At 73.6% G+C, this 24,364-nt stretch carries 11 protein-coding genes; 1 reads left to right on the top strand and 10 read right to left on the bottom strand.

What is annotated here, in order from left to right:
- Nucleotides 1-86: 86 nt before the first annotated feature.
- Genes ABEA77_RS06015 through dpgA form a run of 4 tightly spaced genes read right to left on the bottom strand, consistent with a single transcriptional unit; the run spans nt 87 to nt 4,592 of the window.
- On the bottom strand, nt 87-1,388 hold the full coding sequence (locus tag ABEA77_RS06015; protein ID WP_345642225.1) for an aminotransferase-like domain-containing protein: 1,302 nt from the start codon (nt 1,386-1,388) through the stop codon (nt 87-89).
- Nucleotides 1,385-2,743, bottom strand: coding sequence for a (3,5-dihydroxyphenyl)acetyl-CoA 1,2-dioxygenase DpgC (dpgC, locus tag ABEA77_RS06010; RefSeq protein ID WP_345642222.1), 1,359 nt, complete (start codon nt 2,741-2,743; stop codon nt 1,385-1,387). The genes ABEA77_RS06015 and dpgC overlap by 4 nt, the downstream gene beginning before the upstream one ends.
- Entirely contained in the window at nt 2,740-3,459 is a 720-nt protein-coding gene (gene dpgB / locus ABEA77_RS06005; RefSeq protein WP_345642220.1) for an enoyl-CoA-hydratase DpgB, read from the bottom strand. The genes dpgC and dpgB overlap by 4 nt, the downstream gene beginning before the upstream one ends.
- A 20-nt stretch (nt 3,460-3,479) precedes the next feature.
- Nucleotides 3,480-4,592, bottom strand: coding sequence for a 3,5-dihydroxyphenylacetyl-CoA synthase DpgA (dpgA, locus tag ABEA77_RS06000; protein WP_425588208.1), 1,113 nt, complete (start codon nt 4,590-4,592; stop codon nt 3,480-3,482).
- Between the two features lie 1,601 nt (nt 4,593-6,193).
- Here dpgA and ABEA77_RS05995 point away from each other — a divergent pair.
- Nucleotides 6,194-8,542: an ATP-binding protein gene (locus ABEA77_RS05995; protein ID WP_345642217.1), complete on the top strand. Its 2,349-nt coding sequence runs from the start codon at nt 6,194-6,196 to the stop codon at nt 8,540-8,542.
- 85 nt (nt 8,543-8,627) lie between these two features.
- On the opposite strand, the gene ABEA77_RS05990 is transcribed toward ABEA77_RS05995, so the two are convergent.
- From ABEA77_RS05990 to ABEA77_RS05965, 6 genes are all read right to left on the bottom strand, one after another.
- Entirely contained in the window at nt 8,628-10,859 is a 2,232-nt protein-coding gene (locus ABEA77_RS05990; protein WP_345642214.1) for a pyridoxal-phosphate dependent enzyme, read from the bottom strand.
- Complete coding sequence (locus ABEA77_RS05985) at nt 10,849-11,769, bottom strand: GHMP family kinase ATP-binding protein (protein WP_345642211.1); 921 nt, start codon at nt 11,767-11,769, stop codon at nt 10,849-10,851. The genes ABEA77_RS05990 and ABEA77_RS05985 overlap by 11 nt, the downstream gene beginning before the upstream one ends.
- Nucleotides 11,766-13,256, bottom strand: coding sequence for an argininosuccinate lyase (locus ABEA77_RS05980; protein WP_345642209.1), 1,491 nt, complete (start codon nt 13,254-13,256; stop codon nt 11,766-11,768). The genes ABEA77_RS05985 and ABEA77_RS05980 overlap by 4 nt, the downstream gene beginning before the upstream one ends.
- The gene (locus tag ABEA77_RS05975) at nt 13,247-14,881 is read right to left on the bottom strand and encodes a condensation domain-containing protein (protein ID WP_345642208.1); all 1,635 of its coding nucleotides are present in this window, start codon (nt 14,879-14,881) and stop codon (nt 13,247-13,249) included. Before ABEA77_RS05975 ends, ABEA77_RS05980 begins: the two co-directional genes overlap by 10 nt.
- Before the next feature lie 46 nt (nt 14,882-14,927).
- Nucleotides 14,928-18,104, bottom strand: a complete 3,177-nt coding sequence (locus ABEA77_RS05970; protein WP_345642205.1) for a non-ribosomal peptide synthetase — start codon at nt 18,102-18,104, stop codon at nt 14,928-14,930.
- A 69-nt stretch (nt 18,105-18,173) separates the two neighbouring features.
- Nucleotides 18,174-24,353, bottom strand: a complete 6,180-nt coding sequence (locus ABEA77_RS05965) for an amino acid adenylation domain-containing protein (RefSeq protein WP_345642202.1) — start codon at nt 24,351-24,353, stop codon at nt 18,174-18,176.
- Nucleotides 24,354-24,364: the final 11 nt, after the last annotated feature.

Raw genomic sequence — 24,364 nt, 5'->3', positions numbered from 1 at the left:
GAGGCCGGCCGTCCACGGCCCCAGGGCCCCCTTCGGGCGTCAGCGGCTCGGAGGACGGCCGGGGGCGTGTGCCTCCCGGCCGTTCGTCATCCCGTGGCCTCCTTCCGCAGGAAGGCCGCGAGCCGCTGGACGCCGGTCTCGATGCGCTCGGGCTCCAGGTAGCTGCACGAGAGCCTGATCTGCCGGTCGCCGCGGTCGGTGAGGGAGAACTGGCGCATGGGCGTCCACAGCACGCCGTACTCGGACGCCGAGACCTCCAGGAGCGCCGAGTCGGCCGGGACGGGCAGATCGATGCGGGCGAAGAAGCCGCCGGCCGGCCGGCGCCAGGCGACCCCCGGCGGCATGCCGTGGCCCAGGTGCCGCTCCAGAGCGTCGGTGAGGCAGGCGAGGTTGTACCGGTAGCGCTCGGCCTTGCGCCGTGCGAGAGCCGTCAGCGAGTGCCCGTGCTCAAGCAGCAGGCCGCCGATGACCGCCTGGGAAAGCGGTGGGGTGTTGACGGTGACCATCGTCTTGAGGCCGGCGAGTTCCCCGGCGAGCGGCCGCTCACCCGCGGCGTGCTGGACGCGCTGGTCGGCGACCGCGTAGCCCACGCGGGCACCGGGGAACCCGACCTTCGCGAAGGTGCCGAGGTGCACGACGCGGCGCCCCGTGTCGAGGGCCTTGAGGCCGGGCAGGGCGTCGTCCTCGGGGGCGGTGAAGGCGTAGGCGTTGTCCTCGATGAGCAGCAGGTCCTCGCGGGCCGCCAGGGCGAGCAGGCGGTGCCGGGCTTCGAGGGGCATGCTGACGCCGCCGGGGTTCGAGAAGTCGGGGGCGACGTAGCAGGCGCGGACGCGCCGGCCCGCGGCACGGGCCTGCCTGCAGCGCGCGGCGAGGTGGTCCAGGTCGAGTCCCGCGGCCCCCTCGCGGACGTCGGCAACGGGGATGTCGAGCAACCGCGCGGCGCCCACGATCCCCGGGAAGCAGGGGTCGGCCACCGCGAGCACGTCACGGCCGTCCCGGTACAGCGCCCGCAGGGTCAGCAGCATGGCCTCCTGGGCGCCCACGGTGATCACGATCTCGTCGGGGGCGGCGTCGATCCCCTGGTCGGCGCGGAGCGCTTCGGCCACGAGGTCGTTGATCAGGCCCTGCGCCGGTCCGTACTCGTAGAGCACGCGCTCGGCGCGGCACGGGCCGAGGCCGCGGTCGGTGCGCAGGTGGGCGAGGAAGCGGTCCGTCAGGCCGCCGAGGTCAAGGCCCTGGACGAAGTCCGGGTAAGGGGCGCCGGGCGCGAAGGAGATGGCGTCGGGGTAGCGGTCCATCACCTCGGTGAGGAAGCTGATCGAGCCGAGTACCGGGTCCTGGAGCGATCGGTGCAGGTCGGGTGCGAACAGGTCGGGTGCGTCGGTCATGGCCGGCTCTCCCGCGCGGCACGCCGCCGTTCGCGCTCCCGCCAGCGGCGCTCCACCTTGTCGAGGACGTCGGGCGCGTAGGCGCGTTCCGCCTGGGCGACGGCGAACTCGGCGAGGTACTCGCGGAAGAGGTCGAGGGGTTCCTCGGCGAGGGCGAGCATGCGCCGGTTCGCCGCGACCGCGGGCGCGGACAGGGCCGCGACGGCCCGTTCGACCGTCTCGTCCATGCGGTCGGCGGGCACGACCTCGTCGCAGACAGCGCGGGCCTCGGGGTCGGTGGCGGCGATCCTGCGTCCGCCGAGCACCACCTGCCGGGCGAGCCGGGCGCCGGCCAGCCGGGTGAGCCTGAGGTTCGCGACCCCGGGCACGATGCCCTCCTCGGCGGCGGGCAGGCTGACGTAGGCGTCCTCCTCGGCGATGACGTGGTCGAGGACGAGCAGGAGTTGCATACCGCCTCCGATGGCAAAGGTGTCGACCGCCGCGATCCACGGCTTGGTGACGCCCCGTTCGCTCAGGGCGCCAGGGTGCGGGTCGGTCAGCAGGCCCCGGAACATCTTGTTGATGTAGCCGAGTTCGCGGCCGAGGAGGAACCCGACGAGGGGGATCCGGCCGTTCCTCAGGTCGCTGAGGTCGACCCCGGCGCTGAAGACGCGTCGCCCCCGGTAGGCGGGCGGGTCGACGGTGCCGCCGCGCAGGACGCCGACGCGGACCGCGTCGTCGAGCAGGACGAGGTCCACGGCGGTGTCGAGGTCGTCGATCAACCGGTGGTTCTCCGCGTTGAGCCTGCGGGGGTTGCGGAACTCGACGTGGGCGGCGGCGCCACGGCGTTCCACGTGGACGGTGTCCAGTTCGGCACGGCCCTGCGCACGGAAACCGTCCGCGAGCTCCAGGGCGCGCGGAGTGGGCCCGAGCATCGTCTCCACGAGGTGCCTACCGGCGGTGGGCGAGCGCAGCACGGCGCCGCAGAACAGTCCCTGGTCGATCTCCCTTCCTTCCTTCTCGGCCTGGACCAGCCGGCGTTCCGCGGCCATCTGCCGGCGGGTCGGCACCAGGCCGGGGATCCGGTCGGCGGCGTCGTGGACGAGGTCCGGCAGCCGTACCCCGCGCGCCATGTCGTCGGTGAGCAGCCCGTAGACGGACTCGGTGTGCCGGGCCAGGAAGGCCCGGCGGACCCGGCGGGCGCCGCGGTGGACGGCGGCGGCGTGGGCGCGTTCATCCGGGGAGCGCTCGGGGACGGGTGGCAGCGCCGCGAGGGCGCGCTCTGCCCCGGCTGCGTACTCGGCCAGGTGGCGCGCGTCGGTGTCGAAGCGGCCGGTGGGTTCCGGCGCGGTGGCGGTGCGTGGGCCGGCGGTCACCCGGCCGCCTCCGTCCGGTCGGCGCGGTCCGGGCCGCCGCCGGCGAGGCGCCGCAACTCACGGTCGCAGGCGGCGAGATGGACGCCGAACGCGTCGTCGTAGTCGGCGCAGGCGGCCTCTTCGAGCAACCGCAGGCGTATCCGTGCCTCGCGGTCGCTGAGCCGGTCGCGCGACACCGCCGCGTCGCGGACGGCCTCGGCGAGGTCGTCGCTGACCCGGTCGACGATGCCGAGTTCCGTGGCGGCGGGGAGCCCGATGGCGGTGTCCCCCAGTACGATGCGGCGGGCGCCGGCCGGTCCGACGCGCCGGACGAGCCGGTACAGGGACATGCCCGGCCAGAACTGCCCTTCGTTGACGGGCAGCAGCAGCCGCAGGTCGCGGGTGCAGATCCGGTAGCCGGCGGCGAGCAGCAGGTCGAGTGCGGGGCCGCCGCAGGCGCCCTCGGCGATGGCGACGCTGTCCAGCTGTTCCAGGCGGCGTACGGCGCGCTCCCAGCGCTTGACCTCGCGGATGGACACCCCGCCCGGCCATGGGCGCGGCTGGAGCGGCGGCGGGGCGGGCCGGAGGAGCACGACCACCCGTTCGCCCTGTTTCGCGGCCTGTTCACATGCCTCGTCCAGCGTCGCGGTCAGCTCGGGCAGCGGACTGCCCGCGTCCAGCCTGACCAGCACGTCCGGGTCCTCGGGCAGCCGGGTCCGATCGGGCTCGGTCTCCATGTCTGCGCGGATTCCTTTCCTCACCAGCGCACCAGCGCCGTCTCGATGGTCGAGCCGGGCCCCATCGTCATCAGGACCCCGATGTCCCCCCGTACGGCGGCCCTCTCGTCGCGCAGCCGCTCGTAGGAGAACAGGAAGGAGCCGCTGGAGAGGTTGCCGTGGTCGCGCAGGACCCCGGTGGTGTGCCGCACGTCGTGCCGGGAGAGTCCGAGGTTCACCCGGAGCGCGTCGATGACCTTCTTGCCGCCGGAGTGCACCACCCAGTGGCCGATGTCGCCGATGCCGAGCCCCGTGCCCCGCAGGAGCCGCGCCACGGCGGTCTCGGCGTTGGCGCCGACGACGTAGGGGACGTCGGGGTCGAGGTAGAAGCTGTACTTGCCGTGCCCGTCGTCCCAGTGGTAGCGCATCGCGTCGACCGCCTCGGGGATGATGTGGCTGCTGAACTTCAGCAGGACCGGGCCCGCCGGGGGCTCCTGCGGGGCGGTGCGCACGGCGACGGCCGCCGCGCCGTCGCCGAACAGGCTGTTGACCACCGAGGAGCGCATGGTCCCGTCGAAGACGTACGCGGCGGAACAGACCTCGATGCAGACCATCAGGGCGAGTTCGCCCGGGTGGCCCCCGGCCCATCCGACGACGGCGTTGAGGGCGTTCAGACCCGCGTTGCAGCCCATTCCGACGACGTCGAGGCGCTGGCAGGACTGTTCGACACCCAGGTCCTTGATGAGCAGTGCGGAGAAGCCGGGGGTGAGCAGTCCCGTGGAGGTGACGCAGCACAGGTACCGGACGTCGCCGAGTGCGGCGCCGGCGTCCTTCAGGCAGCGTTCGACGGCCTCCCGCCCCATCCGCAGTCCGCTCGCGGTGTGCTTGCCCAGCAGGTCCCCCTGGGACTCGACGACGGGGAGCCCGTCGGGTCCTGCCGGGGGAAGGGTGAGGCCGCGGCGCTCGATGGCGCCGCCGAGGAAGACGGAACGGATCCGCGGGTCGGTGATGCCGAAGGTGTCGAGGACTTCCTCCTGTGTGTAGGAGGTCCTCGGCACCGCGGTGCCGACGCCGGCAATGCCGGGGGCACCGTAGCCCCTGCTCCCCGGCGGGCCTTCAGGAGCCGGGGCCGCCGACTGCTGCGTTGCGCGCACGTTTCTCCTCCGTAGGACACGTGACCGGTCCCGGCTGGACGGTCCCGGGTGTCGGCCGTGGGGCCCGCCGCGGCGCCGGAGGGCGGCCCCGGCAGTGTCCGGGCGCGGCAGTCGCGCCGGCCGGCGCGACTCTCGTGGGCGAGGGCAGGGCGGAAGCGGAAGCGGACGAAGGGCACGGCCCGTCGGGCGAGGCTTGGCTCCTCGCCGACGCGCCACCCGGTGACCACGCCTCTGCGCTGCCGGGAACCTCTCCACTGCCCGGAACCACGCGACAGACCACCCGTCCTTCATTCACCTCAGCGTGAACGCGATACTCGCAGCGATTTCCGCGGTCGGCACCAGTGCTAGCCGCAGTTACGGGACGGAGGGGCTACGGCGGCTCCCGTCTGCGGCCGCGCGCCGTCGCGCCGGCCCGGCGGAAAAAGCGCATGACGCCTTACCGGATGTTTTTCTTTTGTTTTCCCGCGTGGCATTTCCCGGTGGCACTCGGGGCCGCGGCAGGGAGCCGGACACCGGTCGGCCCGCCTGTCCCGCGGGGGTCGGGGAACGGTCCGCGAGCCCCCGGCGTGACCTGCCACAGGGGCAGCACACTTACGACATAGCAGGGATGAAGGGGCAATTCATCGACGGTACACGGGCATGAGTCGGGCAGCGCTACCTGCAGAACGGGCTTGGATCATGCGTACGGCCATGCTTAGATATAGCGGCAGCACGATCGACGGAGGACGCCGAATCGCCGACAGGGCGCTGCCACGGTCGCGATTTCCGGCGTCACCGAAAGTCGAGCCGCACGGGGGCACAGCACGAAAGCAACCGTCCGTCGGCCATGAATCCGCAGAACGTCACACGTCAGCGTTTTCTCCCTTTCCCCCCATCCCCCCACACCTCTTCCTCGGCTCCGGACCCCGAGAGACGCGGCCCGTAAGAGACCCAGTCCGTGCGACACCCGGCCGCACCGGCCGCGGTGCGCCGGGCAACGTCCGGCATCCCCCCACCGACGATCACAGCGCCAACCCCCTCGCGCGTGCGGCCTGTCCGATCTCCTGCGCGGACCGCAGCCGTGCGCCGTCGTCACGAAGCCCCCTGCTCCGTCAAGCTGTTCGCGGTCCTGCGAGAGGGCCGCAGACCTCCGGCCCCGCGTGTGCGCACGACATCCGTCCGGGAGACGGCGTACACGGCGGCGACACGGTCCTCGAAGGCGCCTGCCCGATGCCCGGAACAGGTACGTGCCGTCTTCGGGCAGCCGAGGACCGGGGCACGCACGGGCCCCGCCCCGGCCCGCCCCGCCGGCGCTCCCCCCTCGTACGCCGTCGTCCGCGACAACCCGGCTCCGGCCGCCGCCGGGAACCCACACGGCCAGGCCGACGGAGAACGGAGAGACCTCCCCGACACGTTCTCCCGACACAGTGCGGTGCCGCCATGCAGCACTGACGGAAAGGTCCGGATTGATCTCTGCATCCTCTCCCGCCACCGTTTCCTGCGACATGTGCGGCAAGCACATGCACAGAAGAGATCCGGAGAGCACGGCGCCACTTCGCTCCCGGTACTGCTCGAACGCCTGCCGTCAGCGCTCCTACCGGCAGCGGCAGAAGGCCGGCGGAATGGGCACGGCTGTCGGCGGCGGACCGCTGACCCAGTTGAGCAGCTTCGTCGGCCGGACCGACGAGATGGTGGAACTCGGCCGGTTCCTCCACGGCGTACGGCTGCTCACGCTGACCGGGCCCGCCGGTGTGGGCAAGACGCGCCTGGCCCTGGAACTGGCCGGGCAGGAGCAGCGCGCCCGGCACTGCGAGGTCGTCGTGGTGAAACTGGCGGCGCTCACCCGCATCGACGAGATACGGGGGCAGATCCTGGCCGCGATCGGCGAACCGGCCGAAGGCGGTGCGCCGCGCGCGCCGCAGGCGGCGGTCCCGTACGCGAACGAGCGAGACCGCCTCCTGGTCCTGGACGACTGCGAGCACGTCCTCGACGAGTGCGGGCTGATGCTGGGCGAACTGCTGCCCCGGCAACCGTACTTGCGGGTCGTCGCCACCAGCCGCGAACCGCTGCGCCTCCCGGGGGAGGCGGTGTTCTCGCTGTCAGGTCTTGCGCTGCCCGACAAGGACGGCGATTCCTTTCTCTCGGAATGCCGGCGGTCGGACGCCGTGCGCCTCTTCCTCGACCGGGCGCGCGCGGTCCTGCCCGATTTCCAGCTCACGCAGGAGAGTGCCGGGGACGTGGGCGAAATCTGCATCCGGCTCGACGGACTGCCGCTCCCCATCGAGATGGCCGCCCGGCTGACCGGGGTGCTCCCCCTGCCCGAGGTCACCGCCCGCCTCGACGACCGGCTCTCCCTGCTGACGAACGGGTGGCGCCTTGCGGACCGACGGCACCAGAGCCTGCGGGCCTCCCTCCAGTGGGGCTATGACCTGCTCAAGCCGACTGAACAGTCGCTGCTGCGGCGGCTTTCCGTGCTCCCGGGCGGTTTCGGTCTCGACACGGCCGCCGTGGTGGCTGCCGAGGACGGCGCCGCGGATGCGGGGACCTCGGAACTGCTGATCGCCCTGTCCGCCAAGTCCGTCATCACGCCGTGCACCGGCCAGGGCGGCCCCGCGCGGTTCCGGCTGCTGGAGTCCATGCGGGGTTTCGGCCACGAACGGCTGGTCGCCAAGAGCGAGGACACCGAGACCTACGGACGGCTGGTGACCTGGCTGACCCGGCTGTCAGAACCGCTCAACCGGGAGACCTTCGTCCAGCCCGCGACGCTGCGGCGTCTGCAGGAGGAGCACGGCAATCTCACCGAGGCCCTCCACTGGCTGCTCTCCGGCACGGACGAGCGGCAGCTGCTCCTGGCAGCCGCGAGGGCCACGGTGGAGCTGTCGCGAGGGCCCGCGGACGACACGCTCGCACTGCTCTCGCAGGCCCTGGAGCGCAGCGCCGGGCCCTCCCCCTACCGGAGCGTCGCCCTGGAGTGCGCCGCCGCGCTGGCGGGGCGGCGGGCGGACTACGACACCGCCATGCGCTACGCCGAGCAGGCCGTGGAACAGGAGCGGGAATACGACCGCCCCCCGCTCCTCAGCCGTCTCCTGCTGCTCCGCAGCGCGCTCCGCGAGACACACGGCGACCAGGGCGGCGCGGTGGCGGACCTGCGGGAGTGCCTCAAGATCGGTCGAGGCCTGTGCGACGAGACCCTGACGGCGCTCTGTCTGACCGGTCTCGCACGGTACCGGCTGCTCAAGGGCGAACCGGGCCGGGCCGAGCAGGTGATCAGCGAGGTCCTGCCCCTGCTGCGCACACGGGTGTCGTCGCGGTGGCTGCACACGATCCTCGTCACTGCGGGCGCGCTCGCCCTGGAGAGGGACGACCTGCCCGCGGCGGAGGCCTACTTCACCGAGTCCCTGCACAGTCCCGCGGAGCACACGCGCGGGCCGGCCGAAGCGCTGCGGGGCCTGGCCGTCGTCGCCGCCCGCGCCTACCGGTTCGAGAAGGTGCTCCGGCTGATCGGTGCCGCCGAGCGGATCGGCCCCCGTGCCTCGTGGGGCGACGCGTGGTGGCGGGAGCGGGTCAACGCGGCGCGGTCCGGGGCGCTGAAGGTGTTGCCTGCCGACCGGGCCAGCGCCTCGCTCGAAGCCGGCCGCACGATGCGCCCCCGGCACGTCCTCGCCCTCGCCCTCGGCTCCCAGGCGGCCAGAGCGACCGCCGAGGAGGCCGACAACCTGCTGAGCAAGCGGGAGCAGGACGTGACAGCGCTGGTGGTGCAGGGCCTCACCAACCGCCAGATCGCCGCCCGGATGCACGTGTCGGTGCGCACCGTCGAGACGCACATCCGCCACATCAGGACCACCCTGGGGCTGCGCTCGCGCGCGCACATCGCGGCATGGGCCGCGGAGCAGAGGACAACGACCGTGCCCACCACCGTGCTCCCTCCCCCGGGCCGGGTGTCCCTCGCCGACGGCGGACCGCTGGTGTAGGTGCCCGCTGCGGTCCCGCACGCGCCGCCGGGGCTCCGCGTGCGCGGACCACGCCCAGCCCCGGACGGCGTTGCGGCGCCGAAGGTCAGTCCTCCACGGTCACCACGTCGACCAGCCCCAGGGCGGTGTCGAGGATCTCCTCGACCTCCAGGGCCGACCCGCCGCTCGCGATCACGTAGCCGAGCCGGTCGTAGGCGTCCCGCGGCGGCCGTACCGCGCGGCCCGGGGACGCGGTGGTCACCACCCGTTCGACCCCGGGCACGCGCTCCGCCTCCGCGGTTCCGGTGACGGCCGCGAGGCGGCCCGCCCGACGCGCGGTCAGGAACCTGATGCCCGCGTGCCGGGACCGGTCCGCGCTCAGCCGCACGGGGTATCCGGCCGCGGCGCGCACCTGCTGCTCCACGAGGTCGATCCCCGTCGCCGTACGGACCAGTTCGGGGATCATGCCGCCGGCCAGCCTGGCATTGATCTCGATGACCGCCGGGCCCGTGTCCGTCATCCTGACCTCCACATGGGCGGGCCCCCGGTCGAACCCCACCGCCTTGAGCGCCTGGCGGGCGGACTCGGCGAGTTCGTCGCGGGCGGCGGACGGCAGCGCGGCGGGGAAGAGATGGCCGGTCTCGACGAAGTACGGCAGCGCGGTGGCGGTGCGCTGGGTCACCCCGACGCAGACGGCCTCCCCCTTGTCGCAGAACATCTCCACACTGAACTCCGGCCCCCGGACGTACTGTTCGATCAGTACCCTGCGGGCGGTGGCCTGGCCGCGTACGTTCTCGGTCACGGCCAGGACGCGGGCGGCGTGCTCCGCGGCGGCCCCGGCCTCCTCGCACCACAGGACGTCCTGCGAGCCGGACCCGTCCACGGGCTTGACGACGCACGGCAGGCCCACGGACGCGACCGCGCCGGCCGCCTCGGCGGGGTCGCCGACCACGGCGAACGCCGGCTGCGGCACCCCCGCGTCCCGCAGCGCCCTGCGGGTCAGCGACTTGTCGCGGCAGACCGCCACCGTCCTCGGGGCGTGGCCGGGCAGACCGAGCGCGGCGGCCAGCCGTGCGGTGCCCTCAAGATAGAAGTCGCTGGTCGTCGTGGAACCGGCGACGGTACGTGCCCCGGCCGCCTTCCGTACCGCGCCCAGGACGTCCGCGTCGCTCTCGGTGTCGCAGACGGCTGTCACGCAGCCGGTGCCGTCGACGCCGGCGTAACGGGCCGGATCCTTGGCCAGCAGGACAGGCTCGAAGCCGAGCCGCACCGCTGTGCGCAGGGCCAGCATGCCCGTCCCCGTCGTGTTCGACTCAAGGAAGACCAGGACGGGCCGGTTCCGGCGCGGGGTCGAGGCGAACGACCAGCCGGTGACCGTCGTGCCGTAGGGGACCTCGACGGGCCGGGCGGCGACCGGCCCGGCGGGCCGGTGGCGGTACACACTGTCCACGTAGCGGTCGCCGCGGTCCGGCAGGATCCCCAGCAGCCGGGTGCCGGGGGCCGCCTCCGCGGCGAGGTGGGTCAGGATCCGGTACACCGACCCGGAGGTGTTCCCTGCGAAGATCTTCTGCTCCCGGGCGAGCCGCCGGGTGGCGTCGAACGCCTCGTCGTCCGAGAGCCAGTGCACCTCGTCGATGAGGCGGTAGTCGATGTTGTCGGGGTAGAGGCTGTTGCCCAGTCCGCTCTGCTTGCGTGACGGCGCGTCGGGCTGGCCGAAGAGCACACTGCCGACGCAGTCGACACCGACCACCTTCACGTCGGGCAGCCGCTCGATCAGCGCCGCGGACGTGCCGCACAGGGAGCCGCCGCTGCCGACGGAGCCGACCAGGACGTCCACGGTCCCCAGGTCGTCGACCACTTCGTCGGCGAGCACGCGGTACGCGGCCGGGTTCTGCGGATTGCTGTACTGCCGGGGCCAGTAGGCGCCGGGCATACCGTTCATGAGTTCCGCGAGCCGTTCGAGCCTGGCGCCCTGCCATCCCTGGCCCGTCATCGCCTCCACCACGTGGACCTCGCAGCCGAGAGCCTCCAGTTTGGCGAGGGTGATCGGGTCGATCCGGGGGTCGGTGACGATGTGCACGGCATGCCCCAGGTAGGTGCCGACCAGGGCGATTCCCAGCGCCATCGTGCCGGACGAGCTCTCCACGATGGGCGCGCCCTCCTTGAGCGCACCGGACCTGCGGGCCTCCGTGATCATCTGCCGGGCGACGCGGTCCTTCATCGCATAGGGGTTGAGCAGTTCGAGCTTGGCATAGACCTCGACCCCCTGGGCGGCGTCCACCCGCAGCCGCACGACCGGGGTGTTGCCTATCGCGTCGACGATGTCGTCATGCCGCATGCGCGCTCCCTGGTGACGTGGACGAACGAAAGACGGTGGTGGCACCGGGCAGGCGCGAGCAGGCCGCGACCACGGCCGGCAGGCGGTGCCGGTGGTCGGGGTCGCCCTCGTCGAGCAGGAGGCCGAGCATGGTGCCGCTGTGGGTGCAGACCACGCCGAGCGCGCCGGTCCCGGCGCTGATCCGGATCATGGCGTCGAGGTTCCGCTTGGGCGCGAGCCGCTGGTTGAGGACCGCGCTGCGCGTGGCGACGGCGCCCACCCGGGCGAGGTCGCCGTCGCCGACGGCCGCGGTGAGGTCCGACAGCAGGCGCCCGTACTCGTGTCTCTGGGCAGGGGTGCGGTGGGCGGGGCGCCGGTTGAAGGCCACCGTGTCGAGGCGGCCGCCCTCGTCCACGGCCACCACCGTGGCCGGGGGCAGGGTGCCGAGTGACGCGCGCAGCCGGACCGCCCGGTGCTCGAACGCCACGATGCCCGGGTGCATCACCCCGTCGGTGGGCTCGATCGGACGCAGCCAGCCCTCGACGGCCGCGGGCGACGTGTCGCAGCCGAGCGCCCCGCCCACGGCCCTGGCGGTGGCGACCAGGTCGGCGGAGGAGCTGGCGAGCCCCTTCCCCACGGCCAGGCCGCTGTCGAGGACCAGGGAACCGCCGCCGACGGCGCCCTGCGCCTCGCACATGGCCCGCGCAAGGCGCAGCGACTTGGTCTTGTGGGAGGGGAAGACCTTCAGCGGACCGTCAGGGATGTACCGGAACCAGGCCCGGCTGCCGAGGCTGATCGGGAAGGTGACGAGGAAGTCGGCGCCCCCGGGCAGCACCCCCTGCAGCAGCTCGCCGAAGGTCCCACAGGCGCACCCCGCGCCTTCGCGCAGGTCCACGCCCGGCCGGCGGGCGACGAGCGCCGCCCGCCTCATGACCGCCGCTCGGCCGCGGCCAGCAGGTCGTCTTGTCGGCGGGCGGCGTCGGTGGACCTGCGTGCGCGCAGCGACCACTCCCCGGCGAGCCGCGTGAGTTCGCCCTCCTGGCCGACGAGCGCCGCCCGCACCTCGTCAGGGTGGGCCGAGCCCGCCGACCGCTTCGCACGCAGCCCCTCGTCGACGTCAAACGCGACGGCGAGGAGCGCGCCGGTCCCCTCGGCCTCGTACCCCTCCTGCGCGCAGAGGGCGGCCAGGAGCGTGGCGTCCGCCTCGGCCGGCCGCAGCCCCTTCTCCAGGGCGCGCTTGACGTACCGTCCCGAGATCACCTGAGCCGTACGCCAGGGGACGCCGTAGTCCAGTGTGAGCCGGTTGGCGAGGGTGAAGCCTCCCAGGTACTCCTCCGCGCATGCCTCGCGCATCCGGTCCGCCGAGAAGACCGCTCCGCCGACGACCGCACGCGTCAGCCGCAGCACCGAGCGCATGGCGTCGAACTGGGTACGCAGCTGCCCGCCCGCCTCCTTCGACACCTCCACGGTGTTGGTGTAGGCGGTGTTGCGCTGCCCGGCGGCGAGGTCGGCGGCGCACCCGGCGACCTGGGCACACCGGCCGCGGATGCGCTCCAGCACGGGGAAGTTGCGCTTCTGCGGCATGGCCGCCGAGATCCCCGACAGGTCGTCAGGGAGTTCGAGGAAGCCGAACCCACTGCCGCCCCAGGCCATGAGGTCGGTGGTGAACCTGCTCAGCGCCACCGCGTAGTGGGCCAGGTCGCCGGCGATCGCCAGGGCCCAGCCGCGGGAGGCGACGGCCACGAGCGCGTGCGGCTGGACACGGGAGAAGCCGAGCAGTCCGGCCATGCGTGCGCGGTCCCAGGCGAGCTCCTGGCCGGCCATGGTCCCCGAGCCCAGGGGGCAGGCGTCGGCCTCGTCGTACGTGTGGAGCAGCCTGCGCAGGGTGGCGGTGGTCTCGGCAGCGAGGGCCCCGAGGTAGAACCCCGGGCTGACGATCTGCGCGGCCTGTGCGTGGGTGTAACCCGGCATGGGCACGTCGGCGTACCGGGCGGCGAGCGAGGTCACCGCGCGGCCGAGCGAGACCAGGCCGGCGGCCACGGCGGTCAGGTTCTCGCGGGCGGACATCATCTGGGCGCAGACCTGGAGGTCGTTGCGGCTGCGGTCCACGTGCCAGGCGTGGAAGGGCGGGACCGGGCCGGACATGACGTGCCGCTCGACCGCGAAGGAGATGTCCGACATGTTGTCCTCGGGGTCGGCGCGGACGGCGTCAGGGGTGAGCGAGTCGAGCCTTGCTGCGATTCCGGCCGCCCCCGCGGCGTCCACCAGTCCCATCCGCACGTATTCGAGAAGCAGGACCTTCTCGATGGCGAGGTAGTGTCCCAGCAGGTGCTCGGCCTCGTAGGCGAACTGCGGGGCGAGCACCTCCTCGTGCCAGATGTCGCTCGGTACGCCGTCGATCCTGCCCGTCACCGCCATGCCGTCCTCCTCGGGCGCCTGCGTTCGAGTTCGGTGGCGAGACCGGCCACCGTCGGGTCGGCGAAGAACGCCTGGACGCTCGGCTCGGCGCCGTGCTCAGCCGCGAGGCGCGCCAGCATGCGCAGGGCCTGCACCGAGTGGCCGCCCAGGTGGAAGAAGTCGTCGTGGACGTCGGTCACCGCGGTGCCGAGGACGGCGCACCAGGCGTCGGCGACCAGCTTCGCCGTCCCGGTGGGCGGCCCGCCGCCCACGGCCGTGCCCGCGGGGTGCCGCGCCGGCGCGGCACCCGCCCGGGGCGCGGCCGGGAGGTCCGGCAGGCGGGTGTCCGCGGCACGGACCCCCGCGGCCAGGAGGGCGAGGTAGTCGGCGAGCAGCGTTTCCGCGGTGGTCCGCTCGACGAGGGCCACGTTGTACTCGACGCGTACCGTGTCGGCCGTGACCTCAAGCAGCAGGTCGTCCTCGCAGCCGGCGGTCCCCGAGGAGCAGCCCCCCGGGCCACCGCCCGCGGGCACGTGGTTGAAGGCCAGCTGGTACAGGGGCGGCACCCCCGGCAGCCGCGGCGCGGGCAGAAGCTCGACGAGGGTCTGGAACGGGATGTCGCGGCCCTCCTCGACCCGGACCGCCTCCCGCACCCGGCCGGCCAGTTCGGCGAAGGACGGGGCGCCGCCCGCGTCGACCCGCACCACCAGCATGTTGACGAACGTGCCGATCATGGGGAGCACGTCGGCCTGGCGGCGGCCCGTCACCGGCAGCCCGACGACGATGTCGTCCTGGCCCGAGTGCCGGTGCAGCAGGGCGACGTAGGCGGCGAGGCAGAGCGTGACCGGCTCGGTGCCGAGCCGGCGCGCCGTTCCCGGCAGCGTCGCGGTGACCTCGGGCGGGAGTCCGGCCCGCACCTCGTCCCCCGCGAACGTACGGGCCGCGGGCCGCGGGCGGTCGAGCGGCAGACGGTGGACGGGCGGGATCCCGGCCAGCCGCGCACGCCAGTACGCGGCCAGTTCGGCGCGTCGGCGGGGCGAGAGCCGGTCGCGCTCCCCCTGTGCGTAGCCCGTGTAACTCAGCGGCAGCTCGGGGAGGTCCGGCGCCCGGCCCTGCTCGGCGGCCGCGCAGATCTCGGTCAGTTCCGCGTGGAGGTTGAACCGTGAGGCGGCGTCGTAGACGACGTGGTGGGCGGCGAACACCACCGCCCATTCCGCCTCTCCGAGTTCGAGCAGCTCCACGCGCCACAGGGGGGCGCGCTCCAGGTCGAAGGGCCGGCGCGCCAGCTCCTCCCTGCGCGAGCGCCGGGCGTCCGCCCGCCGGGCGTCGTCCGCACCGGTCAGGTCGACGTGCCGGAGCACCGGGCCGATCCGCGGGAGCACGTACTGCGTGAGCCGGCCGTCGGCGACCCGCAGGGCGGTGCGCAGGGCCTCGTGGCGCTGTGCCAGCAGGGCGAAGGCACGCCGCAGGTCGGCCTCCGACACCTCGGCGTGCACCACCAGTTCGTCCACGATGCGGTACGCCGACGCGTCGGGCGCCATCCGGCTGGCGAACCACACGCGCTCCTGGGCGAAGGACGCGGGGACGGCGCGCGGCGCCGCCCGGTGGGACGGCGCCGACACCGCGCTTCCCGGTTCCGCGGTCATGGCGCGGGGCGGGGCGACCACGGCCCGGCCCCGGGGCGGGCGCCGCTCACGCCTGCTCATGCCCGGTGCCCGGCTGGTCGTGGCCGGGGATCCGCACCGCGTCGCCCATGACCACCACGACCTCGCGCTCGCCCTCGAACGGCTCCCGGCCGTGGGCCATCCTGAGGTTGTCCACGACGAGCACGTCCCCGCTCCCCCACGGCTCGCCGGCCGTGCAGCGGTCGTACACGGCGTTGATCGCCTCCACGGTCTCGCCGTCGATGGCTGTGCCGTCGCCCGCCGCGGTGTGGAACGGCAGGCCCTGCGGCCCGTAGACGTCCGTGAGGTATGCGCGGACTGCCGGGTCCATCGTCAGCCCGTTGAGGAAGGCGATCTGGTTGAACCATCCGGGGACGCCCGTCGCGGGGTGGCGCAGGACGGCGGGGCGCCGCTGACGGGTGCGCAGCCGGCCGCCCGGCAGCCACTCGTGGTCGATGCCCCAGGCGGTGCAGTACGCGTCCACCTCGGCCGGGTCGTCGGTCCCGAACGCCTCCTGCCACGCCACGCCCACGTCGTGGTACATGCGGGTCAGCAGCCAGCCATGGCGCTCGAACGGGGCGACGAGACCGGGCGGGAGGGCCTGCAGCACCTGCTGGGAGTCCGCGACGTTGGTCCTGCCGCCGCGCTCCGGGGCGGTGAGGCAGCCGAAGACCAGGGTGCCGGGGACCGTGGCGGCGTAGCTCAGTTCGTGGTGCATGCACATCGGCTCGTCCGACGGCCAGTGGCTCGCGGAGTAGAGACCGGGGGCATGGGTGGTGCGCGGGGCGAAGCCCTCGCGTTCGGTCATCGCGGTGATCCCGAGCGCCTCCGCCACCGCGGCGACGTCGGCGGCCGTGCGCACCCCGACGCCGCGCAGCAGCACGGCGCCGGACTCGGCGACGGCGGCGCGGACGGCGGCCCGGTGGCCGGCCGCCCAGGCGGCCGGTCCCTCGCCGGGCTCAGCGGCGAGTACCTGGGGCGCCGGTCGCGCCCCGGTGCCGGGCGCCGCTGCGGCCTTGCGGTCGACCAGGGCGGCGACGTCCGCGACGGTGGGGGTGTCCCACAGTTCGGCGACGGTCACCCTGCGGTCGAGGGCGATCGACAGGCGGATCGCGGAGAGGGAGGTGCCGCCGAGTTCGGTGAAGCGGGAGTCGCGTCCGATCCGCTCGGGCGGGATCCTCAGCACGCGCGCCCACAGGTCCGCGATCCTCCGCTCGGTGCTCGTGGCGAACTCCGTGCCCTGCGCCTGCCCGGTGCCCTGCCGCTCCCGCTGGGCGAGAGCGGTCAGGGAGAGCTTGTCGATCTTCCCGTTGCCCGAGAGGGGCAGTTCGGGGGTGTGGCGGAGGCGCGGCGGAACCATGTACGCGGGCAGGCTCCTGGCGAGCGTCCTGGCGACCTGCTCGGGATCGGGCGCGTCACCGCCGGTGTAGTAGCCCACGAGCTGCGGCTCCGCGGCGGATCCCGCGACCACCACGGCGCCGTCGCGTACGCCGGGTACCTGGAGGAGCCGGTCCTCGACCTCGCCGATCTCGATCCTGAATCCGCTGATCTTGACCTGCGAGTCGCGGCGGCCGAGGTACTCCAGCTCCCCTGAGGGCAGCCAGCGGCCGAAGTCGCCGGACCGGTAGAGCCGTTGCGGCGGGCGGAGGAGGTCGCGTCCGAAGACCGCTGCCGTACGCTCCGGGTCGTTCACGTACCCGCGGCCGACGCAGACGCCGGCGACCACGATCTCGCCGGGGAAACCCACCGGCAGAAGCCGGAGCTGCTCGTCCATGACATAGACGCGCGAGTTGCGCACCGGGTCGCCGAGCGGCACGGAGCGGTGAGCCGGCAGGGCGCTCATGACGCCGTGGTTGCAGTCGTCGCTGATCTCGGTGAGGCCGTAGCAGTTGACCAGCGGCACGGTGGGGAGGACATCGAACCAGCGGCGCACCAGCTCCTTCTTGAGCGCCTCGCCGGTGACCGCCATGACACGCAGGGCGGGCAGGTCCCGGTGCTCCTCGGCCAGTGTCGCGAGGAGCAGTTCGAGGTACGTGGGCACCAGCTGCGCCACATGGACGCCGTGCTCGACCAGGGTGTCGGTGAACGTGTGGACGTCCATGAGCACGTCCTGCCCGACGATGAGCGTCCGCCCGCCCACGAGGAGTCCGGAGACGAGCTGCCAGAGGGAGATGTCGAAGCACTGCGGCGCGGTCTGCGCCACGACGTCCCCCTCCTGGATGCCGAGGTCCTCGATCTTGGCGTAGAGGTGGTTGAGGAAGCCGTCGTGCTCGCACATGGCGCCCTTGGGCTCTCCGGTGGAGCCCGAGGTGAAGTAGATGTACGCGAGCTGGTCGCCCGCGACGGCCAGGCCGGGGTCGTGGCGCGGGCCGGCTGCTCCGAGGAGGTCGCCGACGTACAGGCGCCGCGTCTCCTGGTCGGCCAACGCCTCCTCCAGCGGCGCGACGCCGTGGTCGGCGAGCACCCACCGGCACTCCGCTCTGGTGAGGGTGCGCGCCATCCGCCCGGCGGGGAAGTGCGGTTCGAGCGGCAGGTAGCAGCCGCCTGCCTTGAAGACGGCGATGACGGCCGCGAGCCATTCCAGAGTGCGGTCCGTCACGACCGCCACGACGTCCTCGGCGCGCACCCCTTCCCGGTGCAGGGTCCAGGCGATGGCGTTGGCGTTCTCGTTCACCTCGCGGTAGGTCCAGCTCCGGCCGCCCTCCACGGCGGCCACCGCGTCGGGGTGGCGGCGCGCCCTCTCCTCGAACAACTCGTGGAAACGACGCCCCGGCAGCGGCTCCACAGGACCGGAGCAGAAGGCGATCGTCTCCTCGGTCTCCGCCTCGGACAACAGACCGTGGCCGGTGTGCGGTTCGTCGGGGTACGCGGTGAGCAGGCCCAGTGCGACCCGTACGTAACCGCGCAGGCGCTCGGCGGAGACATGGGGCTGCCCGGCCGCGCCGTGCCAGGCGTCGTCGGCCTCCTTCCGCCCTCCGGGCGCGGCCACGCGGCGGACCAGGTCGCGCCAGGTGGCGTCGGGGGGAAGGACGGGGGCCCCGGTGGCGAGGGCCGCGACCTTCAGCCGGGCGGCGGCCTTGACCGTCTCCGCGTCGACACCGCAGGCGCCGGCGAACTCGGCGACGGCGCCGGCCGGTTCGCCGGACGGCTCGGGGGCGGGCACGGTCCGTGTGTCGCCCGCCCCGCGAGGGGCTGTGTCCTGCATGGGGTTCCTCCTCATCGATGGCCCAGCGGCGGTCCGGCGTCCGCGAGTGACGCCGGAACCTGTAAGGGGCTAGTCGGACTCGGCCAGGCCCAGTTCGCGCGTCATGAAGCCCCAGACACGCCCCGCGCTCTCGGGGCTGAGCAGCAGTTCCCGGTGTGGGCAGTCGAGGGTGGTCTCCCGCACCTCGCCGGAGGCCAGGGGCTGCCACAGGCCGGCCTTGGCGTCCGAGTCGCCGGAGACCAGCAGCAGGTCGCCGGCGGTCTTCCGCGTCCGGTGCGCCAGCAGGATGTGCGTGTTGTTGCGCACGATCCGGACGTACGCCTCATGCTCCGCACCGGTGAGCGCCTCGGCCACGGTGTCCTCCTGCTCGGCGAATCCCGCCCGGACGTCTGCGGTGGGATCACCGTCCACCGGGCTCGAGTCGAGGACGACGAGGGCCGCCACCTCTTCGCCTGCCTCCTGAAGTTGGGCGGCCATCTCCTGGGCGACGTGGCCGCCGAAGGACCAGCCGAGCAGGTGGTACGGGCCTGTGGGCTGGACGCCGCGGATCTGCGCGATGTAGTCGGCGGCCATCTGCGGGATCGAGGCGGGAAGCTGGGCCGTGGGGTCGTCCAGGCCCCGGGGGCGGAGGGCGTAGAACGGGTACCGCTGGGGTGCGCAGTCGGCCAGCCAGCCGTACTCCCAGCCGAGCCCCATGATGGCGTGGACGCAGAAGAACGGCGCGCGGTCGCCGGTCGGCCTGAGGGGCACCAGTACGTCCGCCGCCTTCGCCTCGCCGCCCTCGGCCGCCCTGGCGAGGAGCCCCGCCACGGTCGGCGCCTCGAACACCGCCCGCATCGGCACCTCCAGGCCGAGGACCGCCAGGATCCGGTTGACCAGCCGCACCGCCATCAGGGAGTGCCCGCCCAGGTCGAAGAAGCTCTCCTCGGCCCCGACGGACGGCACGCCGAGCACCTGCTCGAAGATCGAGCAGAGCAGCTGCTCCCGTAGCGTGACCGGGCCACGTCCGCCGCGTCCTGCGGCGGCCGAGTAGTCCGGTGCGGGCAGCGCGGCCCGGTCGAGCTTGCCGTTCGCGGTCACCGGCAGCCGCCCGAGCACCGTCACCGCCGACGGCACCATGTACTCCGGCAGCCGGCTCGCCGCGAACTGCCGCACCGCCGAGGCCAGTCGCGGCTCTGCGCCACCGGCCTCCCCGTCGCCGGTCCCGGAGTCCGGGGTGTCCCCGTTCCCGGAGTCCGGTACGACGTAGGCCACAAGGCGCGGGCCGCCCGCGCTGTCCTCCCGTGCGACGGCCGCGGCCTGCGCCACCTGCGGGTGCCCGGTCAGCACGGCCTCGACCTCGCCCGGTTCGATCCTCACCCCGCGGATCTTCACCTGGTCGTCCACGCGGCCGGCGAACGCGAGGCGCCCCGCGGCATCCCACCGCGCCAGGTCTCCCGTCCGGTACATGCGCTCGCCCGCCGGTCCGAACGGGCAGGGCACGAACCGCTCGGCCGTCAGTCCACGGCGCCCGAGGTACCCGCGGGCCAGTCCCTCGCCGGCCACGTACAACTCGCCCACCGCGCCCGGCGGCACGGGCCTGAGCCCCTCGTCGAGCACGTACGCCCTGATGTTCCACAGGGGCCGTCCGATCGGCACGTGGCCGCCGTCCCGTTCCGCGTCGCAGGGCCACGAGGTGACGGCGACCGAGGCTTCCGTGGGGCCGTAGAGATTGTGCGGCACCACCCCCAGCACGGCCCGGCAGCGGTCGCGCACCGGCGCGGGAAGCGCCTCTCCGATGCATATGACGGTCCGCAGGCCGGTGCACTTCCGCGCGGCGGCGTCCTCCAGGAACGCGCGCAGCATGGAGGGGACGAACTGGACGACCGTCACCTGTTCCCGCTCGATCAGCTCCGCCAGGTACCCGGGGTCCCGGTGCCCGCCCGGCCGTGCCATGACCATTCCCGCGCCGTTCAGCAGCGGCCAGAAGATCTCCCATACCGAGGCGTCGAACCCGAACGACGCCTTCTGCACGATCCTGTCCGTCTCCCGCAGTCGGAACTCCTCCTGCATCCAGGCAAGTTGGTTGACCACTCCGTGGTGCGGGACGGTGACGCCCTTCGGGGTGCCGGTGGACCCGGACGTGTACATCACGTAGGCCGGGTGGCCGGGCCGCAGCGGCGTCGTCCGGTCGGTGTCGGTGACCGCCGTGGCGTCCTTCGCGGCCACGGCCGCCCGCACCGCGGGATCGTCGAGCCTGATCCACTCCGCCGGGGTCCGCGCCGGCCCGGTCCCGCGGTCGAGCAGCCGCGTGGTGAGCGCGTCCGTGCTCACCACGATCCCCGGGGAGGCGTCGGCGAGCACCTGGTCGATGCGCCGGAGCGGCTGGCCGGGGTCGACGGAGAGATAGGCGCCGCCGGCCTTGACGACGGCCAGGAGTGCGACGGCCTGCTCCGCCGAGCGGTCGAGTACCACGCCGACCACGGACTCGGGGCCCGCGCCGTGGGCGATCAGGTGCCGGGCGAGCCGGTTGGTCCGCGCCTCCAGCTCGGCGTAGGAGATCCTCTCTCCCTCGGCGACCACGGCGACGGCGTCGGGGGTGCGAGCGGCCTGCCTGCTGAGGAGTTCGGCGAGGGTCACGTCCGGCACGGGGCGTGCGGTGGCGTTCCACTCCCCGAGCACCTGTCGCCGTTCCGCGTCGTCGAGCAGGTCGATGCCGTGGACCGGCAGCGCGGGATCGGCGGTGACCGCGTCGAGGACCCGCACCAGCCGGTTCGCCAGCTTCTCCACGGTGGACTGGTCGAACAGCTCGGCCGCGAACACGATTCCGCCGTCGAGGCCGACCGGTTCCCCTGTCTCGTCCCGGCGTTCGTGGACCTCGATGTCCAGGTCGAACCTGGCAGAAAGCAGCCCCGCGGGGGTCTCGGCCACCCGTAGTCCCGGCAGCCGCGGCACCGCCTGAGCGTTGTTCTGCACCGCGAGCAGAACCTGGAACAGCGGGGGCCTGGCCATCGAGCGCGCCGGGGCGAGCTCCTCGACCAGCCGCTCGAAGGGCACGTCCTGGTGCTCGAACGCCTCGATGCCGGCCGCGCGCACCCTGCCCAGCAGTTCCACGAAGTCCGGGTCGCCCGACAGGTCGGTGCGCAGCACGAGGGTGTTGGCGAAGAATCCCACCAGATGGTCAAGGGCCTGGTCAAGCCGTCCGGCCACCGGGCTGCCGATCACGATGTCCCGGCCGGCGCCGCTCCGCGACAGCAGTACCGCGACCGCCGCGTGCAGCAGCATGAACAGCGTGACGCCCTGGTCGCGCGCCAGCTCGGCCAGCCGCGCGTAGACCTCCGCAGGTATCCGCAGCGGCACCCATCCGGCGCGGCGGCCCGCCACCGCGGGCCGTGGCCGGTCCAGTGGGAGGGCGAGCTCCCGGGGCGCCCCCCTGAGCCGGGCCCTCCAGTAGGCCATCTGCCCGGCGAGCACGCTCTCCTGGTCGTCCGCTTCGCCCAGCAGGGCCCGCTGCCACAGCGTGTAGTCGGCGTACTGCACCGGCAGCGGCTCCCAGTCCGGCGCACGCCGCGCGCACCGCGCCGCGTACGCCGTCGACAGGTCCCGCCAGAACGGGCCCATCGACCATCCGTCGCCCGCGATGTGGTGCAGCACCACGGAGAGCACCCATTCCTCCTCGCCGGGCGTCTCCCCCTGGGGCAGACGGAACAGGTCCGCCCTGAGCGGGAGTTCGGCTGCGAGGTCGAAGGCGTGGGCGGCGAGTCGGCCAAGGTGCTCCTCCAGTTCCCCGGCTCCTGTGGAGATGACCGGCAGCTCGAAGGCGACCTCCTCGACGGGCCGGATCCGCTGGGACGGCTGGTCGCCCACCAGGGGGAAAGTGGTCCGCAGGCTCTCGTGCCTGGCCACCACGTCGGTGAGGGCCGCCCGCAGGGCCGCTGTGTCAAGGCGCCCGGACAGCCGCAGCCGCAGGCAGATGTTGTAGACGTGGTTGGGCCCCTCCAGCCGGTCGAGGAACCACAGCCGGCTCTGCGCGTAGGACAGCGGCAGCTCGCGCGGACGCGGTGCGGCCGTCACCGCGGGCCGCGCGGGGCCGGCGGCTCCGGGCAGCCTCCGGGCGAGGCCCGCAGGGGTCGGCTCCTCGAAGACGGCCCGTACGGAGATCTCGACCCCGAGGACCGTCCGGATGCGGCTGACGAGGCGCACCGCCAGCAGGGAGTGCCCGCCGAGCACGAAGAAGTCGTCGTCGCTCCCGACCCGCGGCAGCCCGAGCACCTCGGCGAACGCGGAGCACACGAGCTCCTCGCGTGCGGTGGCCGGCGTCCGGCCCACTGAGGCGCGGGGAGCGCAGTCCGGTTCGGGCAGGGCGGCGCGGTCGACCTTGCCGTTCACCGTCAGCGGCAGCCGCTCGACCACCACCACGGCCGACGGCACCATGTGCGAGGGCAGCCGCGCGGCCAGGGACCGCCGTATCGTGTCCGACACCGCGGAAGCGTCTGGCGTCACGCCGGGACGGGGCACCACGTATCCGTTGAGGCGCTTGCCCCCGGGGCCGGTCTCGCGGGCGACGACCACCGCCTGGGCGACCAGCTCGTGGGCGGCAAGCACGGCCTCCACCTCGGCGGGTTCGACACGGAAACCGCTGATCTTCACCTGGTCGTCCGTGCGGCCCACGAACCCGAGCCTGCCGGAGCGGTCCCAGCGCACCAGGTCTCCGGTGCGGTACATCCGCGCTCCCGCCTCCTCGAACGGGCAGGCCACGAACCGCTCACCGGTCAGCGCGGGACGGCCCAGGTAGCCCCTGGCGAGCCCCGCGCCGGCCAGGTACAGCTCTCCCGGCACCCCCGCGGGCACCGGGGCCAGCCGCTCGTCCAGCACGTACGCGCGGGTGTCGGCCAGCGGGCGCCCGAGGGGGATGTCTCCCCCGTCAGCGACGTCGGCTCCGGTGACCGGGTGGGTGTGGGTGTAGGTGGTGCTCTCCGTAGGGCCGTAGCCGTTGACGAGCCTCGTGTCGGGCAGGGCTTCGAGCAGGGCCCTGCAGTGCGGCACCGAGAGCACGTCCCCGCCCGTGAGGAGGCTGCGGACGCCCCGCAGCACCTCGACGTCGATGTCCACCACCTGGTGCAGCAGCCCGGTGGGCAGCACCGCGACGGTGACCCGGTGCTCGGTCAGGAAGCGGCCGAGGGCTGCCACGGACGGCGTCCCTGCGGGTCCGACCGCGAGCGTCGCCCCGTTGACCAGTGCGATCCACATCTCGAAGGTGGTGCAGTCGAACGACACGGAGGCGAGGTGCGCCACGACGTCGCCGGGACGGACACCGGCGTACGCGGCCGGGCGTACGAGGCGGTCGATTCCCCGGTGGGTGACCGTGACCCCCTTGGGGGCGCCGGTGGAGCCCGAGGTGTAGATGACGTAGGCGGCCTGGTCGGGGCGGGGCGGTGCGGTGCGGTCCCGCCCGGTGAGCGGGCCGCCGTCCCGGCCGGCCACCGCCGCTCGTACCGCCGGGTCGTCCAGGATGATCACGTCGGGGCCCGGATCGCCCCGGTCGGCGCGGGCCGCGGTGGTGACCACGGCGACCGGGGCAGCGGCGGCCACCATGAGACCGATGCGGGCGGTGGGGTACGACGGGTCGATCGGCAGGTAGGCGCCCCCGGCCTTCAGCACCGCGAGCAGCACGGCGATCCGCTGGGGCGAGCGGTCCATCACCACCGCCACCACGGACTCGGGGCGCACGCCGCGGTCGACGAGGTATCGGGCGAGGCGGTTGGACTCCGCGTCGAGCTGCGCGTACGTCAGCCGCTCGCCCCCGCCGACCACCGCGACGGCGTCGGGGGTGCGGGCGGCCTGCGCGGTGAACAGCTCGGGCACGGTGGCGGCGGGTTCCGTACGTGCCGTGTCGTTCCACTCCGTCAGGATCCGCCGCCGCTCGGCGGCGTCGAGGGCCGCGAGCGCGCTCAGGCGCAGGTGCGGGTCGGCCGCGGCCGTGCGCAGGACGTGGACGAGCCGGGTGGCGAGAGTCTCGGCCGTGGCCTTGTCGAAGAGGTCGGAGGCGTACGTGATCCCGCCGTTCAGACCGGCCGGCCTGTCCTGGCCGTCGAAACGCTCCTCCACGTGGAGGTCGAGGTCGAACTTGGCCAGGGAGACTTCGAAGGGCCGGCCCTCGACCTCCAGGTCCGGCAGGTCGAACGAGGCCTCGGGAACGTTCTGCACCGCCAGCATGACCTGGAAGAGCGGGTGCCTGGCCATGGAGCGGGCCGGGGCCAGCTCCTCCACCAGCCGCTCGA

It is taken from the genome of Streptomyces tremellae (assembly GCF_039540215.1).
Classification (GTDB): Bacteria; Actinomycetota; Actinomycetes; order Streptomycetales; family Streptomycetaceae; genus Streptomyces; species Streptomyces tremellae.
The sequence above is the reverse complement of the archived record's forward strand: the minus strand, read 5'-3'. Positions and strand labels throughout refer to the sequence as shown.

Bases quoted from the DNA above. Each gene is read 5' to 3' on its own strand.
- ABEA77_RS05985 (WP_345642211.1), bottom strand. From the start codon at position 11,769: ATGAGGCGGGCGGCGCTCGTCGCCCGCCGGCCGGGCGTGGACCTGCGC.
- ABEA77_RS06015 (WP_345642225.1), bottom strand. From the start codon at position 1,388: ATGACCGACGCACCCGACCTGTTCGCACCCGACCTGCACCGATCGCTC.
- dpgB (WP_345642220.1), bottom strand. From the start codon at position 3,459: ATGGAGACCGAGCCCGATCGGACCCGGCTGCCCGAGGACCCGGACGTG.
- ABEA77_RS05980 (WP_345642209.1), bottom strand. From the start codon at position 13,256: ATGGCGGTGACGGGCAGGATCGACGGCGTACCGAGCGACATCTGGCAC.
- ABEA77_RS05975 (WP_345642208.1), bottom strand. From the start codon at position 14,881: ATGACCGCGGAACCGGGAAGCGCGGTGTCGGCGCCGTCCCACCGGGCG.
- ABEA77_RS05995 (WP_345642217.1), top strand. From the start codon at position 6,194: ATGGGCACGGCTGTCGGCGGCGGACCGCTGACCCAGTTGAGCAGCTTC.
- ABEA77_RS05990 (WP_345642214.1), bottom strand. From the start codon at position 10,859: ATGCGGCATGACGACATCGTCGACGCGATAGGCAACACCCCGGTCGTG.
- ABEA77_RS05970 (WP_345642205.1), bottom strand. From the start codon at position 18,104: ATGCAGGACACAGCCCCTCGCGGGGCGGGCGACACACGGACCGTGCCC.